Source organism: Neobacillus terrisolis (assembly GCF_051233475.1).
Taxonomy (GTDB): Bacteria; Bacillota; Bacilli; order Bacillales; family Cytobacillaceae; genus Bacillus_BU.
The window spans coordinates 41687-60345 of record NZ_JBKFGH010000030.1 but is presented as its reverse complement, the minus strand read 5'-3'; the positions used below and the strand labels follow the sequence as shown (position 1 = coordinate 60345).

16 protein-coding genes are annotated in these 18659 nt (G+C 41.9%); 13 read left to right on the top strand and 3 right to left on the bottom strand.

Annotated features, from left to right (window positions below):
• The first annotated feature begins 22 nt into the window (after positions 1-22).
• The 12 genes from lspA (at position 23) to pyrE (ending at position 13266) form a co-directional block, all read left to right on the top strand.
• Entirely contained in the window at positions 23-481 is a 459-nt protein-coding gene (lspA, locus tag ACI48O_RS18075; RefSeq protein WP_435563250.1) for a signal peptidase II, read from the top strand.
• Positions 482-485: 4 nt separating this feature from the next.
• Positions 486-1397, top strand: a complete 912-nt coding sequence (locus ACI48O_RS18070; RefSeq protein WP_435563249.1) for an RluA family pseudouridine synthase — start codon at positions 486-488, stop codon at positions 1395-1397.
• A 188-nt stretch (positions 1398-1585) separates the two neighbouring features.
• Entirely contained in the window at positions 1586-2128 is a 543-nt protein-coding gene (gene pyrR, locus ACI48O_RS18065; protein WP_435563248.1) for a bifunctional pyr operon transcriptional regulator/uracil phosphoribosyltransferase PyrR, read from the top strand.
• Positions 2129-2262: 134 nt separating this feature from the next.
• Positions 2263-3558, top strand: a complete 1296-nt coding sequence (locus ACI48O_RS18060) for a solute carrier family 23 protein (protein ID WP_435563247.1) — start codon at positions 2263-2265, stop codon at positions 3556-3558.
• A 181-nt stretch (positions 3559-3739) separates the two neighbouring features.
• A complete protein-coding gene (locus ACI48O_RS18055; RefSeq protein WP_435563246.1) occupies positions 3740-4678 on the top strand; it encodes an aspartate carbamoyltransferase catalytic subunit in 939 nt (312 codons plus the stop codon).
• Positions 4641-5927 (top strand): dihydroorotase, encoded by a 1287-nt coding sequence (locus ACI48O_RS18050; protein ID WP_435563245.1) that lies wholly within the window; start codon positions 4641-4643, stop codon positions 5925-5927. Before ACI48O_RS18055 ends, ACI48O_RS18050 begins: the two co-directional genes overlap by 38 nt.
• On the top strand, positions 5924-7024 hold the full coding sequence (locus ACI48O_RS18045) for a carbamoyl phosphate synthase small subunit (protein WP_435563291.1): 1101 nt from the start codon (positions 5924-5926) through the stop codon (positions 7022-7024). Before ACI48O_RS18050 ends, ACI48O_RS18045 begins: the two co-directional genes overlap by 4 nt.
• Positions 7017-10226 carry a carbamoyl-phosphate synthase large subunit gene (carB, locus tag ACI48O_RS18040; protein WP_435563244.1) on the top strand — a complete coding sequence of 1070 codons (3210 nt, stop codon included), beginning with the start codon at positions 7017-7019 and terminating at the stop codon, positions 10224-10226. Before ACI48O_RS18045 ends, carB begins: the two co-directional genes overlap by 8 nt.
• Complete coding sequence (locus ACI48O_RS18035; RefSeq protein ID WP_435563243.1) at positions 10223-11002, top strand: dihydroorotate dehydrogenase electron transfer subunit; 780 nt, start codon at positions 10223-10225, stop codon at positions 11000-11002. Before carB ends, ACI48O_RS18035 begins: the two co-directional genes overlap by 4 nt.
• Complete coding sequence (locus ACI48O_RS18030; RefSeq protein WP_435563242.1) at positions 10999-11943, top strand: dihydroorotate dehydrogenase; 945 nt, start codon at positions 10999-11001, stop codon at positions 11941-11943. Before ACI48O_RS18035 ends, ACI48O_RS18030 begins: the two co-directional genes overlap by 4 nt.
• Positions 11915-12637 carry an orotidine-5'-phosphate decarboxylase gene (gene pyrF, locus ACI48O_RS18025; protein WP_435563241.1) on the top strand — a complete coding sequence of 241 codons (723 nt, stop codon included), beginning with the start codon at positions 11915-11917 and terminating at the stop codon, positions 12635-12637. Before ACI48O_RS18030 ends, pyrF begins: the two co-directional genes overlap by 29 nt.
• The gene (pyrE, locus tag ACI48O_RS18020) at positions 12634-13266 is read left to right on the top strand and encodes an orotate phosphoribosyltransferase (protein ID WP_435563240.1); all 633 of its coding nucleotides are present in this window, start codon (positions 12634-12636) and stop codon (positions 13264-13266) included. The genes pyrF and pyrE overlap by 4 nt, the downstream gene beginning before the upstream one ends.
• 226 nt (positions 13267-13492) lie before the next feature.
• Here the strand turns inward: pyrE and ACI48O_RS18015 are convergent, their stop codons facing one another.
• The 3 genes from ACI48O_RS18015 to ACI48O_RS18005 all read right to left on the bottom strand — a co-directional run bounded on the left by ACI48O_RS18015 (position 13493) and on the right by ACI48O_RS18005 (position 15754).
• Entirely contained in the window at positions 13493-13744 is a 252-nt protein-coding gene (locus tag ACI48O_RS18015; RefSeq protein WP_435563239.1) for a sigma-G-dependent sporulation-specific acid-soluble spore protein CsgA, read from the bottom strand.
• An 8-nt stretch (positions 13745-13752) separates the two neighbouring features.
• Positions 13753-13956 carry a hypothetical protein gene (locus ACI48O_RS18010; protein ID WP_435563238.1) on the bottom strand — a complete coding sequence of 68 codons (204 nt, stop codon included), beginning with the start codon at positions 13954-13956 and terminating at the stop codon, positions 13753-13755.
• 88 nt (positions 13957-14044) lie between these two features.
• Positions 14045-15754, bottom strand: coding sequence for an Rqc2 family fibronectin-binding protein (locus ACI48O_RS18005; protein WP_435563237.1), 1710 nt, complete (start codon positions 15752-15754; stop codon positions 14045-14047).
• 136 nt (positions 15755-15890) lie between these two features.
• On the opposite strand from ACI48O_RS18005, the gene ACI48O_RS18000 reads away from it, so the two are divergent.
• Complete coding sequence (locus ACI48O_RS18000) at positions 15891-18569, top strand: calcium-translocating P-type ATPase, SERCA-type (RefSeq protein WP_435563236.1); 2679 nt, start codon at positions 15891-15893, stop codon at positions 18567-18569.
• The last annotated feature ends 90 nt before the right edge of the window (positions 18570-18659 follow it).

Sequence of the window (18659 nt, the reverse complement as noted above, 5' to 3'; positions counted from 1 at the left end):
GTGAGAGTTGGAGGGTGCCTTTGTGTTTTATTACATAATAGCTTTGTTTGTGATTATTCTTGACCAAATGACTAAATGGTTAATTGTCAAAAATCTTGAGATTGGTGAAAGTATCGAGATGATTGAAAATTTCCTTTATATAACCTCACATCGAAACCGCGGTGCTGCATGGGGAATTTTACAAGGACAAATGTGGTTTTTCTATGTCATTACAGTAATCGTCATCATTGGTATCGTTTTCTATATTCAGAAGGCTGTAAAAGGAAAATGGTTATTGGGAGTTTCGCTTGGACTTATGCTCGGAGGAGCAATTGGCAATTTTATTGATAGGGTATTTCGAAAAGAGGTCGTTGATTTTATTAACACCTATATTTTTGGCTACGACTTCCCGGTCTTTAATATTGCAGACTCTGCTTTAGTCATTGGTGTTATTTTGTTAATGATTCAAATGTTAATGGAAGATCGAAAATTAAAGGGGTAATTTAATGGATACAATAACATATACTGTTCGCGAGGAAGAGAAAAACGCGCGAATCGATAAGGTGATCTCTGGTTTAAATCAGGAATGGTCACGGACGCAAGTTCAGCAGTGGATTAAAGATGGGCATGTCCTCGTCAATGGAGCCCAGGTCAAAACGAACTATAAATGCAGTCTCCACGATGAATTGACCGTGGACATTCCGGAGCCTGAGAATTTAGATGTTGAGCCTGAAGAAATGAATCTAGATATTTATTATGAGGATCAAGATGTTCTCGTTGTAAATAAACCGCGGGGGATGGTTGTCCATCCGGCGCCCGGGCATTTAAGTGGCACACTAGTGAATGGGCTTATGGCACATTGTAAGGATTTATCCGGTATTAACGGAGTTCTCCGTCCGGGAATTGTTCATCGGATTGATAAGGACACTTCAGGATTATTAATGGTTGCCAAAAATGATCTGGCTCATGAAAGCTTAGTAAATCAGTTAGTAAACAAAACGGTTGTTCGAAAATATAAAGCGATTGTCCATGGGAATATTCCTCATGAATATGGTACGATCGATGCACCGCTTGGCCGTGATCCAAGAGATAGACAAAGTATGACTGTCGTGGATAATGGAAAAAATGCGGTCACTCATTTTCATGTTTTAGAACGCTTTGGAGATTTTACTTTTATTGAATGTCAGCTTGAAACAGGAAGAACGCACCAAATCCGTGTTCATATGAAATATATTGGTTATCCATTAGCTGGGGACCCAAAATATGGTCCGAAAAAAACGATCGACCTTGATGGGCAGGCTCTCCATGCCGGTGTTCTAGGCTTTAATCACCCGCGTACTGATGAGTTTTTGCAATTTGAAGCACCGCTTCCAGCGGTCTTTGAGGCGGTTTTAGAACAGCTTAGAAATAATTGTTGACAAAGTTCGACTCTTATTTTAAGATAACAATAGTTAAATGAACCTTTAATACAGTCCCGTGAGGCTGAGAAGGAAACGGATATCCTGGTGGATCAAATTACCATAACCACAGGAGCAACTTGTTGTGTTCGTAAACCCTCTCGCCAATACGGTGAGAGGGTTTTTTACTTTCACAAAGGGGGATCACGATGACCCAGAAAGCGATTGTCTTAGATGAACAAGCGATCCGCAGAGCGCTAACAAGAATTGCCCATGAAATTATTGAAAGAAATAAAGGAATAAAAAACTGTGTTTTAGTTGGGATTCGTACAAGAGGAATTTATTTAGCTGATCGATTAAGTGAAAGAATTGAACAAATCGAAGGATCAAAAGTCCCGGTTGGGGAGATCGATATTACATTATATCGAGATGATTTGACAAAAATAACACAAGACGAGGAGCCGCTAGTAAAAGGAAACAATATTCCCATCGATATTAACAATCAGATTGTGATCTTAGTGGATGATGTTTTATTTACAGGCCGAACGGTTCGTGCAGCAATTGACGCAATCATTGATATCGGACGTCCGGCAGCAGTTCAACTTGCAGTGTTAGTTGATCGGGGCCATCGAGAATTACCGATTAGAGCGGATTATGTTGGTAAAAATATTCCGACATCAAGCTCTGAAAAAATTGTGGTGGAATTAACTGAAGTGGATGAAATGGATCAAGTAAGTATTTACGACAAATAAAATAGCCCTTTTAATGCAGTCCTGTGAGGCTGGCGAAAGGGGGGGAGGCAAAACACACTACCATTGTGTTTGCCAAAGCTTACGCCCTCTTTTGCCAAAGGCAGAAGAGGGTTATTATTTAAAGGAGAGATAGTATGAGTAGACCTGTATTAGACATCAACGAAAGACCGACACCTGGAAAATGGTTAACATTAAGTCTCCAACACTTATTTGCAATGTTTGGCGCAACGATTCTTGTGCCGTATTTAGTGGGCTTGAGCCCTGCCATTGCCCTCATTTCAAGTGGTTTAGGCACACTCGCATTTCTGATTATTACGAAATGGCAAGTGCCTGCATACCTTGGTTCATCCTTTGCGTTTATCGCCCCAGTCATTGCTGCAAAAGCAACCGGTGGTCCTGGCGGCGCTATGATTGGAACATTTTTAGCTGGTTTCGTATATGGGTTAGTAGCCCTTGTTATAAAAAAAGCGGGTTATCGCTGGATTATGAATTTACTTCCGCCAATCGTAGTTGGTCCAGTAATTGTCGTAATCGGTTTAGCATTATCAGGCACAGCAGTTAGTATGGCAATGAATAATCCTCAAGGTGAATATAGCTTACTGCACTTTTCAATCGCGTTAGTAACTTTAGCAGCAACCATCGTTTTTACAATCTACATGCGTGGAATGCTGAGCCTTGTGCCAATTTTAGCAGGAATAGTGGTAGGATATATATATGCCCTTGCAGTTGGTGCAGTTGATTTTTCACCAGTTCAAAAAGCAGACTGGTTTGAAATGCCAGATTTTATTTTCCCTTTTGTCGATTATAAAGTTAAAATAACATTAGATATTATTCTTCTTATGGTTCCAGTAGCAATCGTTACCTTATCAGAACATATCGGACATCAGCTCGTTCTTAGTAAAGTTGTTGGTCGCGATTATATTAAAAATCCAGGCTTACACCGTTCGATTTTAGGAGACGGTATGGCAACAATGATTTCCGGTTTGATTGGTGGACCGCCAAAAACAACATACGGTGAAAATATCGGAGTATTAGCCATCACAAGAGTTTACAGTGTTTACGTCTTAGCCGGAGCGGCTGTGATTGCAACAATCTTCGGATTTGTTGGGAAAATAACAGCATTAATTTCGACGATTCCAACACCGGTTATGGGCGGTGTCTCGATCCTATTGTTTGGAATTATCGCATCCTCAGGATTAAGAATGCTTGTCGATAGTAAAGTGGATTTTGGAAATAACCGAAACTTAGTGATCTCTTCTGTCATCCTTGTGATTGGGATTGGTGGAGCATTTATAAAAGTAAGTGAGCAATTCCAAATTCAGGGGATGGCACTTGCAGCGATTATCGGGGTTTTATTAAACCTGATTCTTCCTGGTAGAGAAGAAGCAAAAGAAGATATGTTTGAAATTGAAAAAAATGATGTAGCTTAAACTACCTTTTAATTAGGTCCAGAGAGACTTGAAAGGGTGTTGAAATGGAGAATCCGAAATGAGTGTTGGTACTCGTTTGGTTTCTTTCGCGAAATTTCTTAACGACACCCAGATTATTCAAAATCTGGGTGTTTTTTTGTAAGTATTCTGGTGACATTTTAAACCGAGGAGATGGGTGTAAATGAGTAATTTACTAACTACAACGGAGCTTTCAACTGATGATATTAGACAAATATTGAATGATGCACAGCTCTTTGCAGAAGGGAAACAATGGACACCGGAGAAGCCTACATATGTGGCGAACCTTTTTTTTGAACCAAGCACAAGAACAAAAAGCAGCTTTGAAATGGCAGAAAGAAAATTAGGATTACAGGTAATCCCGTTTGAAGCAGGGCGGTCAAGTGTGTTAAAAGGGGAAACTTTATACGATACAGTTCGTACATTAGAGTCGATTGGCCTTGATGCCGTAGTCATTCGCCATGAACAAGATCGCTATTTTGAACAGCTGCAAAATAAGTTTAAGCTGTCTGTCATTAATGCCGGTGATGGCTGCGGTCATCATCCTACCCAGTCATTACTGGACTTATTAACTATCCAGCAGGAGTTTGGTAAGTTTGCTGGATTAAAAGTAGCCATTATCGGTGATATCAGACATAGCCGCGTGGCAAGATCAAATGCTGATGCCCTTGTCCGGCTTGGGGCTCAGGTTGTTTTTTCCGGACCAGAGGCATGGTTTGATGAAGAAATCCCGCCAGGGTGTATAATTGAACCGATAGATGAAGCGATTTCGACATCCGATGTCGTCATGCTGTTAAGAATCCAGCACGAACGACATAGTGGATCAGAAACTGAAAATTTGCAAGAGTATCATCTTCAATACGGTTTAACAGAGCAAAGAGAACAAAGGATGAAACAAAATAGCATCATTATGCATCCTGCACCGGTAAATCGAGGTGTGGAGATTGCGGATTCACTCGTTGAATGCAAGCGATCAAGAATTTTTAAGCAAATGGAAAATGGTGTTTATGTTAGGATGGCAGTTTTAAAACGAGTTATTGAAACATCACAAGGGGGTAGTGAGAATGTCAGTCATCATCAAAAATGGTCAGTTGCTTACTGAGGATGGTAGTGTAAGCAAAGCAGATATTTTAATAGAAAATGGGAAAATTGTTGAAATTAGTCAAGAGATTACTAGAAATGCTGAAGAAGTCGTTGATGCGGAAGGTTTGTTAATTGCCCCAGGATTCATCGACCTCCATGTCCATCTCCGTGAACCTGGTGGAGAGAAGAAGGAAACGATCGAAACAGGAACTCTTGCTGCGGCAAAGGGCGGGTTTACCACTTTAGCAGCGATGCCGAATACAAGACCAGTTCCGGATTCAAAGGAACAATTGGAGTGGCTAAATAACCGAATAAAAGAAACAGCAGCGGTACGAGTTCTTCCCTATGCGTCTATTTCAGTTAGGGAGCTTGGACAGGAACTGACTAATTTTGCAGAGTTAAAAGCAGCCGGAGCGTTTGCGTTTACTGATGACGGTGTTGGCATTCAGGAAGCAGGAATGATGCTTGAAGCGATGAAAGAAGCAGCTAAAATAGACATGGCCATCGTTGCTCACTGTGAAGATAATTCATTAATCAATAAGGGCTGTGTGCATGAAGGGAAATTTTCACAAGCCAACTCCTTAAATGGTATCCCATCGGTTTGTGAGTCGGTACATATTGCCCGTGATGTACTGTTAGCTGAAGCAGCAGGATGTCACTATCATGTTTGCCATATTAGTACAAAGGAATCAGTAAGAACGGTAAGGGATGCCAAGCGCGCCGGAATTAACGTAACCGCTGAAGTAACACCTCATCATCTACTATTAAGTGAAGAGGATATCCCAGGTTTGGATGCCAATTACAAAATGAACCCTCCACTTCGAGGACTTGAAGACAAAAAAGCATTAATTGAAGGGCTGTTAGATGGAACGATCGATTTCATCGCAACCGATCATGCTCCACATACTGCTGAGGAAAAAAGGGAAGGGATGCAGCTGGCTCCATTTGGAATTGTTGGACTAGAAACAGCATTTCCGCTTTTGTACACTCATTTTGTCGAAACAGGAATCATCACAATCAAAGAATTAATTGATTTCTTAACAATAAAGCCTGCTGAGGCATTCGGGCTTCCATATGGAAAAGTGGAAGTGGGAGCATATGCCGATTTAGTTTTACTAGATTTACAGCATCTAGAGGCGATTGATTCAACTAATTTCCTCTCTAAGGGGAAAAACACGCCGTTTGACGGCTGGGAATGTAAGGGCTGGCCGGTTCTAACGATCGTCGAAGGTGAAATCGCATGGAAAAAGGAGAGGGTGGAGAGATGAAAAGACAATTGATACTCGAAGACGGAACCATCATGATTGGGGAAGGATTTGGAAGTGAAGTGGATACGATCGGCGAGGTCGTGTTTAACACAGGTATGACAGGATATCAGGAAATTCTTTCGGATCCATCGTATTGTGGTCAAATTGTAACACTCACATACCCGTTAATTGGGAACTATGGGATTAATCGCGATGATTTTGAGTCGATTCAACCTGCAATTAAAGGATTTATTGTTAAGGAAGCAAGTGACTTTCCTTCAAACTGGCGCAATGAAATGACGCTTAATGGTTATTTTAAAATGAAAAATATCCCGGGAATCGCGGGTATCGATACAAGAAAATTAACAAGAATTATCCGTAATCACGGAACATTAAAGGGAGCAATTTGCAGCATTGACGAAGATGCGTCAGCTGTGCTCGAAAAATTACGTGGAAGCGATCTTCCTAATGATCAAGTTAAACAGGTTTCAACTTTAGCACCTTATGCGAGCCCAGGTAGAGGAAACAGAGTGGTTTTAGTCGACTTTGGGATGAAACATGGTATTTTACGAGAATTAAATCAGCGCGACTGTGACGTAATTGTTGTTCCTTATTCCTTCACCGCTGAGCAAATTTTGCAATTAAGCCCAGATGGCGTCATGCTATCGAATGGACCTGGGGATCCAAAAAGTGTCCCTGAAGCGAGAGAAATGATTGCTGGACTACTTGGAAAAGTGCCAATCTTCGGTATTTGTCTAGGCCATCAATTATTTGCACTGTCATGCGGTGCAAACACGGAAAAAATGAAGTTTGGACACAGAGGCTCGAATCACCCTGTTAAGGACTTAACAACAGGGAAAGTGGCCTTAACTTCACAAAATCACGGGTATACAGTTGAAGAAGAATCGATTTCTGGAACAAACCTTGAAGTAACCCATATTGCCTTAAATGATGGAACTGTTGAGGGCTTAAAACACAAAGAATTCCCTGCTTTTACAGTTCAATTCCATCCTGAGGCTTCACCTGGACCTGAGGATACGAACGGATTATTTGATCGTTTCTTAAAATTAATTGATCAACACAAACAAGAGAACGGGAGAGTGCTAAACAATGCCTAAACGTACCGATATAAATAGTATTTTAGTGATTGGATCCGGTCCGATAATCATCGGCCAAGCGGCTGAGTTTGACTATGCTGGTACTCAAGCCTGTATGGCACTTAAAGAAGAAGGCTACCGCGTTATTCTTGTAAACTCTAACCCGGCAACGATTATGACAGACACTGAAATTGCCGATGCCGTATACATCGAGCCACTTACAGTCGAGTTTGTTTCAAGAGTTATCCGTAAAGAACGTCCTGATGCGCTTGTACCGACATTAGGAGGACAAACGGGATTAAACTTAGCCGTTCAATTGGCCGAGTCCGGCATTCTAGAAGAATTAAATGTCGAAATATTAGGAACGAAATTATCAGCGATTAAGAAAGCAGAAGATCGCGAGTTGTTCAGAGATTTAATGAATGAACTTAGCGAGCCTGTCCCTGAAAGTGATATCGTTCATAGCTTAGAAGAAGCATACCGTTTTGTTGGAGAAGTTGGGTATCCAATCATCGTACGTCCTGCCTATACCCTAGGTGGAACAGGCGGCGGGATTTGCCATAACGAAGCCGAGTTGATTGAAATCGTTACAAGCGGATTAAAAAACAGTCCGGTAAATCAGTGCTTATTAGAGAAAAGTATTGCCGGCTTTAAAGAGATTGAATATGAAGTGATGCGTGATCGTAACGACAATGCTATCGTGGTTTGTAACATGGAAAACATTGACCCAGTTGGAATTCACACAGGCGACTCCATCGTTGTAGCGCCAAGCCAAACGTTAAGTGACCGCGAATACCAAATGCTCCGAAATGTATCGTTAAAAATCATTCGTGCCTTAGGAATTGAAGGCGGCTGTAACGTTCAATTAGCACTTGACCCAGACAGCTTCAATTACTACATCATTGAAGTAAATCCGCGGGTAAGCCGTTCCTCTGCACTAGCATCTAAAGCAACTGGTTATCCAATTGCAAAGCTTGCTGCCAAAATTGCGGTTGGCTTAACGCTTGATGAAATGATGAATCCGGTAACAGGTAAAACCTATGCTTGCTTTGAACCAGCATTGGATTATATCGTAACAAAGATTCCACGCTGGCCATTTGATAAATTTGAATCAGCAAACCGCTTGCTTGGCACGCAAATGAAAGCAACGGGTGAGGTTATGGCGATTGGCCGTACTTTTGAGGAATCGTTATTAAAAGCGATTCGTTCATTAGAGGCAAAAATCTATCACTTTGAGCTTAAAGAAGCAGACCAAATGAGTGATGAGTTAATTGAAAAACGCATCCGTAAAGCAGGAGATGAACGCCTATTCTATCTTGCTGAGGCACTTAAACGCGGTGTTACAATTGAAACGATTCATGAATGGTCAAAAATTGATCTATTTTTCCTAAAGAAGTTTGAAGGAATCATTCAATTTGATACGGTTGTCGAGCAGAACGCCTTTGATGAAGAAGTAACCAGAAAAGCGAAAGAAATGGGTTACTCCGATAAAACCTTAGCGGCAAAATGGAATGCGAAAGAAATAGATGTTTATAACTGGAGAACTCAAGCTGGAATCGTTCCTGTTTATAAAACGGTTGATACATGTGCAGCGGAGTTTGAATCGGAAACACCATACTTCTATGGAACCTATGAAGAAGAAAATGAATCACTTGTAACGGATCGTAAAAGCGTAATCGTCCTAGGCTCTGGGCCAATCCGCATCGGTCAAGGGATTGAGTTTGATTATTCCACTGTTCATGCTGTATGGGCGATCAAGGAAGCAGGTTATGAAGCGATTATTATTAATAACAACCCTGAAACAGTTTCGACCGACTTCAGTATTTCAGATAAGCTTTACTTTGAGCCACTAACGATAGAAGATGTAATGCACATTATCGATTTGGAAAAGCCTGAAGGCGTTATAGTCCAATTCGGTGGCCAAACAGCCATTAATCTTGCAGGTCAATTAGTGGAAAGAGGCGTTAAGATTTTAGGTACTACATTAGAAAATCTTGACCGAACTGAAGACCGCAATCAATTCGAAAGTGCTCTATCACAGCTTGGCATTCCACAGCCTAAAGGGAAAACGGCTTTAACTGTAGAAGAAGCGGTTGCGGTTGCGACCGAAATCGGTTATCCGGTTCTTGTTCGTCCTTCTTATGTACTAGGAGGAAGAGCAATGGAAATCGTAAATAAAGAAGATGAATTAAGATATTACATGAAAAATGCGGTTAAAGAAAATTCTGATCCAATCCTAATCGACCGCTATGTAACAGGAAAAGAAATCGAAGTGGATGCGATTTGTGACGGTAAGGATGTTGTCATCCCTGGAATTATGGAGCATATCGAGCGTGCCGGAGTTCACTCAGGGGATTCAATCGCCGTGTATCCTCCACAAAAAATCTCTAGTGGAGTCAAAGCAAAATTAATTGAGTACACAGAGAAGCTTGCAAAAGGTTTAGGGATCGTTGGACTTCTCAATATCCAGTACGTGGTTGCTGGTGAAGATGTATTCGTCATTGAAGTTAACCCACGTTCTAGTAGGACTGTACCATTCCTAAGTAAAATCACAAACGTGCCGATGGCGAACATCGCAACAAAGGTGATACTAGGTCACAGCCTTGCAAACCAAGGTTATGAATCTGGTTTAGTTCCGGAAAAGAAAGGCGTATATGTCAAAGTTCCAGTCTTCTCATTTGAAAAGCTCCGTCGTGTTGACATCACGCTTGGACCTGAAATGAAATCAACTGGGGAAGTCATGGGTAAAGACTTAACCTTTGAAAAAGCACTATACAAAGGCTTTGTAGCTGCCAAAATGAATATTCAAAAAACGGGAACCGTGTTGTTAACCGTAGCTGATAAAGACAAGGCAGAAGCCTTGCAGCTTGCCAAACGCTTTGCATCAATCGGCTATCAGCTTTTAGCAACAAGTGGAACGGCCGCTTACTTACAAGAAAACAGTATCCCGGCTATGGTTGTCCAAAAAATCGATTCGAATGATTCGAATTTACTTGATGTAATTCGTAAGGGAGAAGCGCAGCTAGTTATCAATACCTTTACAAGAGGAAAACAACCAGAACGTGATGGCTTCCGGATTCGCCGTGAATCAGTTGAAAATGGAATTCCATGTTTGACATCATTGGATACAGCAGATGCAATCCTCCGAGTAATTGAATCAATGACCTTCTCTGCAGATGCAATGGAAGGTGCACCTGAGGTCCGAAAGGCGGTCTTAATGTGATCAAAAAAGAACTATGTATCGTTATCGAACAGCACGAAATTGCAGAATCCATATATGAGCTAACGTTACAAGGAGATATGGTGCTCGATATGAATGAGCCTGGGCAGTTTGTTCACTTGAAGGTGGCAGACGCAATTGATCCATTATTAAGAAGACCAATTAGCATTTCTAATATTGATAAACAGAATAAACAATTTACGATGATTTATCGCAAAGAGGCAAAGGGAACGTCGCTTTTGGCTCTGAAAAAAAGCGGTGATTCGGTTGATGTGTTAGGCCCGCTCGGCCATGGTTTTCCAGTTGAAGAAACGAACGCAGGCGAAACCGCACTATTAGTTGGGGGAGGCATCGGCGTCCCTCCGCTATATGAATTGTCGAAGCAATTAGTAAAGAAGGGAGTCAAGGTGATTCACATCCTTGGCTTCCAAAATGAAAATGTTGTTTTTTATGAAAATAAATTCTCAGCTCTTGGTGCAACCTTTGTCGCTACTGTGGATGGAAGCCATGGTCACCGCGGGTTTGTGACAGATGTTATTAAGAGTGAAGGAATTGAGTTTGATACTCTTTATGCATGTGGACCCACGCCAATGTTACGAGCATTAGAAACAGGCTTTCCAAATCAAAAAGTGTTTTTATCGCTTGAAGAACGAATGGGCTGCGGCATTGGCGCATGCTTTGCCTGTGTATGCCATACAGGAGACAATCCGGATGGCCATACTTATAAGAAAGTTTGTACTGACGGGCCTGTTTTTCGGGCAGGGGAGGTAGTCATTTGAGTTCCTTAAACATTGAATTACCAGGTATATCGTTAAAAAATCCAGTTATGCCGGCATCAGGATGCTTTGGCTTTGGTAAAGAATACAGTCAGTTATTTGATCTTGATCAACTTGGGGCAATCATGATTAAGGCAACAACAAGCGAACCTCGCTTTGGCAATCCGACACCAAGGGTAGCTGAAACGGAAGCAGGTATGCTGAATGCGATTGGCTTACAAAATCCCGGCTTAGAAAAAGTAATGGCGCAAGAGCTGCCATGGCTTGCAGAACGGTTTTCTGTGCCGATTATCGCGAATGTCGCTGGTTCAAAGGAAGAGGATTATGTCGAAGTTGCCCGGGAAATTTCCACGGCACCAAACGTACATGCCTTGGAACTGAACATCTCTTGCCCTAATGTGAAAACAGGCGGAATCGCGTTCGGGACTTGTCCTGAGACAGCTAAACGGTTAACAAAATTGGTAAAGGAAGTTTCGAGTGTTCCAGTCTATGTGAAGCTTTCTCCAAATGTAACCAATATTGTTGAAATTGCGAAGGCGGTTGAAGCAGGCGGAGCAGACGGATTAACCATGATCAATACTCTGCTTGGAATGAAGCTTGATTTGAAAACGGCGAAGCCAATTCTTGCGAACCGCACTGGTGGACTTTCAGGCCCTGCGATTAAGCCGGTTGCGATCCGAATGATTCATGATGTCAGCCAAAACGTCTCGATTCCAATCATCGGCATGGGCGGTATTCAATCGGCTGAGGATGTCATCGAATTCTTCTACGCTGGGGCTAGTGCGGTAGCGGTCGGAACGGCAAATTTCGTTGACCCATTTGTGTGCCCAACCATTATTGAGGAATTGCCTGCTTTATTGAAAAAATTAGGCTATGACCATATTTCAGAATGTACCGGAAGGAGCTGGGGACGACATGAACAACTCACTCATCATCGCGCTTGATTTTGCATCCAAGCAGCAAGTATTCCAGTTTCTTGAACGGTTTGACGATAGCGAATCGCTTTTTGTAAAAGTAGGAATGGAATTGTTTTATCAGGAAGGACCATCAATTGTCACCGAATTAAAGGATAAAAACCATCAAGTATTTCTTGATTTAAAGCTTCACGATATCCCAAACACGGTTAACAAAGCAATGAAAGGTCTTGCTCGACTTGGCGCTGATTTGGTCAATGTTCATGCCGCTGGCGGCAGCGCCATGATGACGGCTGCCATTGAAGGCTTAGAAGCAGGTACTTCTTCTGGATTGGTCCGGCCAAAATGTATCGCGGTCACGCAGTTGACAAGTACATCTGAACAACAAATGCAGTCCGAGCAGCTGATTCCGGTTTCGATTGAGGAATCGGTGCTTCATTATGCCGGTTTGGCTCAAGGTTCAGGAATGGACGGAGTAGTCTGTTCAACTTGGGAGGCAGGAAAGATTCGTTCTAGCTTAGGACCTGACTTTTTAACGGTAACCCCAGGTATTCGATTAAGCACAGATGCTGTGCAGGATCAAAAGCGCATTGCAACTCCGGAAACGGCGAAGCAGGCCGGGGTTTCTGCGATTGTGGTGGGACGACCGATTACACAAGCAGCTGACCCGGTTGAAAGCTATTTTCAAATCAAGAGAGCATGGGAAGGGGTAAGTTTAACATGAAACGTTTAATTGCTGAAAGATTATTAGAAATAGAAGCAGTAGCATTGCAACCGAACGACCCGTTCACATGGGCTTCAGGCCTTCGTTCGCCAATCTACTGTGATAATAGATTAACTTTATCTTTTCCTGAGGTTCGTAAGGAAATCGCCAATGGTTTAAAGGAATTGATTGTCGAACATTTTTCTGGTGTCGAAGTAATTGCAGGGACTGCAACTGCAGGGATTCCGCATGCGGCATGGGTGAGCGATTTGCTTGATTTACCAATGTGCTATGTTCGCTCGAAGGCGAAGGGGCATGGCAAGGGCAATCAAATTGAAGGTCGGGTTTCAGAAGGACAGAAGGTAGTTGTGGTCGAAGATTTAATTTCCACTGGCGGCAGCGTGATTACCGCTGTTGAAGCTTTGCGTGAAGCCGGTTGTGAGGTGCTCGGTGTCGTTTCCATCTTTACATACCAGCTGGCAAAGGGTGAAGAAATGCTTGCGGAAGCCGGGGTTAAGGCATTTTCCTTAACGGATTTTACGACTTTGGCTGAGGTGGCTGAAGCAAAAGGGTATGTTCGTGAGGCTGATATGGCGACACTTGCTGCATGGCGCGTCGACCCAGCCGAATGGGGCAAGCAGTTTGCTTAATAATTAAATTGAGGAGAGGATAAACCTAGTGTGTGTGGTGGGTTTATCCTCTTTTTTGCAATTGATATTGTGTCTGGATTGTGTCATCGGCAAATAAAACCTCAATTTTAGCAAATACAAATCGAGAACTGGCAAATAAAAAGTAATTTTTGGCAAATAAAACTCCCAAATCGGCAAATAAAACTCCCAAAATGGCAAATAAACCAGAAAGGTCCACTCAAACTACTTAAAAAAGCAGCTCATAAACCTCATTTAACTGCCGCGCACGTTCTGAGTCCTGCTCTTCCTTGGCGTAATTGATCTCATCCGGGAGAATGCGGTCCAAAAAATCAATTTCCTCCTGGTCTAGAGCTTTTACAAAAGCTCCTTCACCATGGAAATTATGACCGACTAGCTTTTTATAAATCCTTTTCCCTATATCATATTGATCTGTATAATTTGATAAAATTTCTCGTAAATATCCTAATGTTTTATCCATCCAAGCATCTACTCCTCGAAGAAATCTAAGAAAGCCTGTCGATCGGTTTGGTCCTTGTTCTGATAGTATGGATTATTTTCGGTTGCATCCTTTGGATCGAGATTAGTTTTAATGACTAAAAACGGGCCGTTTGAATGGTTAGCGATAACCCGATCATTTAGCTCTTTAAAATCAGGCAAATCTTTACTTCCTGGTTGCTGTGGTTCGGTCATATCCGCCACCTCCTAAAAAATAGGGTGCAGAAAAACAAAGAAATTATGTATCAAAAAAAATGCTGACTTTAATAGCCAGCATTTTTGGTTATTTTTTTAATTTCAACACCAGTTCTTCACTAGGAGTCACATAAACGGTCTGTTGATGGTCATAAATGACAAAGCCCGGCTTTGCTCCGCTCGGTTTTTTAACATGGCGGACCAAAGTATAGTCAACAGGGACAGAGCTTGAAGTTCGTGCCTTGCTGTAATAGGCCGCAAGTTTTGCCGCTTCAAGAATCGTCTCCTCTGAAGGGGCTTTACTGCGAATCACAACATGGGATCCAGGGATATCCTTTGTGTGGAGCCAAACATCATCCCTTGCTGCTAATTTATTCGTCAAATAGTCATTTTGTTTATTATTTTTACCAACAATCATCTCGGTCCCATCTGTGGAAACGTAAAAATCCAAAACAGGTTTGGTGGATTGTGGCTTTTTATGCTGGCGTTTACGCCGATCACGAATGTAGCCGCCCTCTACTAATTCCTCGCGAATTTCTTCAATATCTTTCGTGGAGGCTGCTTCAACTTGCTGGAGCAGTGAGTCGAAATAGGCCACCTCTTCCTGTGCCAGGTCAATTTGCTGTTTCACGATCTCTAAAGCGTTCTTTGCTTTTTGGTATTTACTAAAATGTCTTTGCGCATTTTCCGAAGGACTTTTTTGGGGATCAAGCGGAATCGTTAAGCTTGCCCCGTTTTCATCATAGTAATTGATAACCTCAATTTGTTTCATTCCTTTTTTAACAGCGAATAAATTTGCGGTTAACAATTCGCCATATAGCTGATATTCATTGGCTTTTTCAGCCTCACTTATCGTTGTTTCTAATTTTCCAATCTTTTTTTCATTTTTTTCTTTTTCATTAATAATAAAACGCAATAGGTCGGTTGCCTGCTGCTTAACGCGGTCTCTTTGTGCTTTTCCAAAATAAAAACGATCCAGCATTTCACTTAAGCTAGCAAATGATTTAGACTCCCCGTTTACGTACCCCAGTGGAAATAAATAAAATGATTCTTTCCCTTCGCTCATAGTAATTGCTGGGCTATAGCGATGCTTTTCGATATTGCTCATCATCGTCATGAAGGTTTTTGGCAAGGTTAACCGATTGGCTAAACCAGCTTGAAAAACCACCTCTTTTGCAAATAGAGGTGAAATCCCAGCAAAGCCGTGGACCAACTGTTGATCGAGCTTGCCTGCATTGAAATCCAGCTTTCTTAGAATTTCCTCTTCATTCAGCTGGAACGGATTCAGCTTATCCTGTTTTGGCGGAAGAATGTAAGGCTGACCAGGTAAAATAGCCCGGTGTGTATTCACAGCAAAAGAAACATGTTTAATGCTGTCTAGAATGATTTGCCGTTCTTTATCTACTAAAATTACATTGCTGTGGCGTCCCATTATTTCTACAATTAACTGTTTATAAGAAAGATCTCCAAGCTCGTTTCTTCCTTTTACCTCGAAAACGATGATTCGATCGAGTTCAACCTGGTGGATATCTTCTAAAATAAAGCCTTCCAAATGCTTGCGCATGAGCATGCAGAACATCGGTGGTTCATTAGGATTTTCATACGTCTCATTTGTCAATTGAACTCTGGCGTAGCTTGGGTGGATGGACAATAGAAGACGGTGGTTTTTTCCGTTCGCCCTGATCACCAATAGCAGTTCATTAGGAAAAGGTTGATGTATTTTATTAATTCTGCCCCCTTTAAGGGCAAGGGTAAGTTCGTTCGTTATCGCTCTCGTAAATAATCCATCAAAAGACATGTTTATTACATCCTTTTCTTTATGTACAGCGGCATAGCCGCTTTTCTAATTATCATATCATTTTTTTGGACGAGTCTGAATAAGCTTTACTTAGATATGTTTGTTTGTATATATAAGGAGGAAGTGAGATGGCCGGATGAAGTTCCATGAAATGAGTAGAAATGATGTAGAAGAAGCGTTAAACACCGACCTATCTTTAGGATTATCCGAAGAAGATGTGAAAAAACGTAGAAAACAGTACGGATATAATGAACTCGAAGAAGGGGAAAAGCAATCCGCCTTGCTTCTTTTTTTAAGTCAATTTAAAGACTTCATGGTACTGGTTCTTCTTGCTGCCACATTAATTTCGGGATTATTAGGTGAGTATATTGATGCGATTGCGATTATTGCCATCGTTATTGTCAATGGATTTCTTGGCTTTTTTCAAGAAAGAAAAGCAGAAAAGTCGCTGCAAGCATTAAAGGAATTATCAGCCCCTCAAGTTACCGTATTGCGGGGTGGAAGTTGGGTTAAGATTCCTTCCAAAGAAATCGTACCAGGGGACATCATTAAATTTGTAAGCGGGGATCGCATTGGTGCTGATGTAAGATTAATAGACTCAAAAAGTTTAGAGATTGAGGAATCGGCTTTAACGGGAGAATCCTTGCCGGTTCAAAAACATACAGACTCGTTAAAACACGAAGAAAACATCGGAATTGGCGATTTAGAAAATATGGCATTCATGGGTACGATGGTAACGAGAGGCAGTGGAATTGGGGTTGTATGTGCAACAGGAATGAAAACGGCAATGGGGCAAATTGCCAACCTTCTGCAAAATGCGGAAACAATGGATACCCCTTTACAGCGCCGTTTGGAACAATTAGGAAAAATATTAATTATCGCGGCCCTTTTATTAACAGTCCTTGTCGTTGTATTGGGTGTCATGCAGGGGCATGATCTTTATACAATGTTTTTAGCTGGCGTTTCTCTGGCAGTGGCAGCCATTCCGGAAGGACTGCCAGCGATCGTTACCGTTGCTTTGAGCTTAGGGGTTCAAAGGATGATAAAGAAAAATGCCATCGTTCGTAAGCTGCCAGCCGTGGAAACACTTGGCTGTGCCTCGGTTATTTGCTCAGATAAAACCGGAACGATGACCCAAAACAAAATGACCGTTACCCATTTATGGAGCGGAGGCAAGTTTTGGACAGTTGATGGTGTTGGTTATGAGCCTAAGGGAACCTTTTATCATAAGGACCAGCCGATTAGCCTTAATAATGAAAAAGCTCTACAACAAATGCTGATGTTTGGAATGCTCTGCAATCATGCCGAAATAGCGCAGAAAAATAATGACTACATTATTGATGGAGATCCAACAGAGGGCGCATTACTTGTTGCGGCCATGAAAGCTGGTTATGATCGAAAGCAATTATTAAATCAGTTTGAAATCGTTCATGAATTCCCTTTTGATTCAACGAGAAAAATGATGAGTGTGGTAGTAAAAGATCAGAGCGGAAAACAATTTATTGTAACAAAGGGTGCTCCTGATGTGCTGTTGGGAAAATGTCAATCGATCCTTTCGGATAATCGAACCCAGTATCTTTCTACGGAAACAAAGCTGACCGTTCAAACTGCCATCAATGACTTGGCTTCACAAGCGCTGCGAAATATCGCAATCGGCTTTAAGCCAATCCCTGAAAATACAGTGATTTTACATGAAACAGAGGCAGAGAAGGATTTAATCTTTATTGGTTTACAGGGAATGATTGACCCGCCTCGTCCTGAAGTAAAACAGGCGGTTAAGGAATGTCGTGAAGCTGGAATCAAAACGGTGATGATAACAGGTGATCATATCATTACCGCGAAAGCGATTGCCAAGCAACTTGGCATCCTTACTGGAAAAAGCAAAGTGATGGAAGGGAAAGCTTTGTCAGATATGTCGATCGATGAGCTTGAGGAAGTGGTGGAGGATGTCTCTGTTTTTGCACGAGTATCTCCTGAGCATAAGCTGAAGATCGTTAAGGCCTTGCAAAACCGAGGACATGTCGTGGCGATGACTGGGGACGGAGTAAACGATGCCCCGGCAATAAAAGCAGCTGATATTGGTGTAGCAATGGGGATAACCGGAACGGATGTAGCGAAGGAAGCATCATCGCTCGTTCTCCTTGATGATAATTTTGCAACGATTAAAGCAGCGATTAAGGAAGGCCGTAACATCTATGAAAATATTCGTAAGTTTATTCGCTACTTGCTGGCTTCAAATGTCGGTGAAATATTAGTCATGCTGTTTGCGATGTTGATGGGCTTGCCGTTACCATTAGTTCCGATTCAAATTTTATGGGTGAATCTCGTTACGGATGGTTTGCCGGCAATGGCACTGGGCTTAGATCAGCCTGAAGAAAATGTAATGAAACGAAAACCCCGCAGTCCAAAGGAGGGCGTATTTGCAAGGGGCTTAGGCTGGAAGGTTATTTCAAGAGGGTTCCTAATTGGGGTAGTAACCTTAGTCGCCTTTATTACAACCTATCGGGATCCATCTAATCTTGCTTATGCCCAGACTGTTGCTTTTGCTGCCCTAGTAATGGCACAGTTAATTCATGTTTTTGATTGCCGAAGCGAGCGTTCTGTTTTATCCAGAAATCCATTTGGGAATAAGTACTTAGTATTTGCGGTTATTTCATCGTTGGTATTAATGCTTGTGGTCATCTACTATCCACCGTTACAGCCAATATTCCATACCGTTCCCATTAAGCTAAGAGATTGGTTCTTAATTACTGCTTTATCCTCGATTCCAACTTTTTTACTAGCAGGTTCATTTTTCGCAAGAAAAACAAAATAAAGTATGATATAATCCAAAAGGTAATAGGGGAGTCTCTATTACCTTTTCTTTAAGTGTCTAGCTTCAGCGCCCAGCGGACTTCGCCCACCT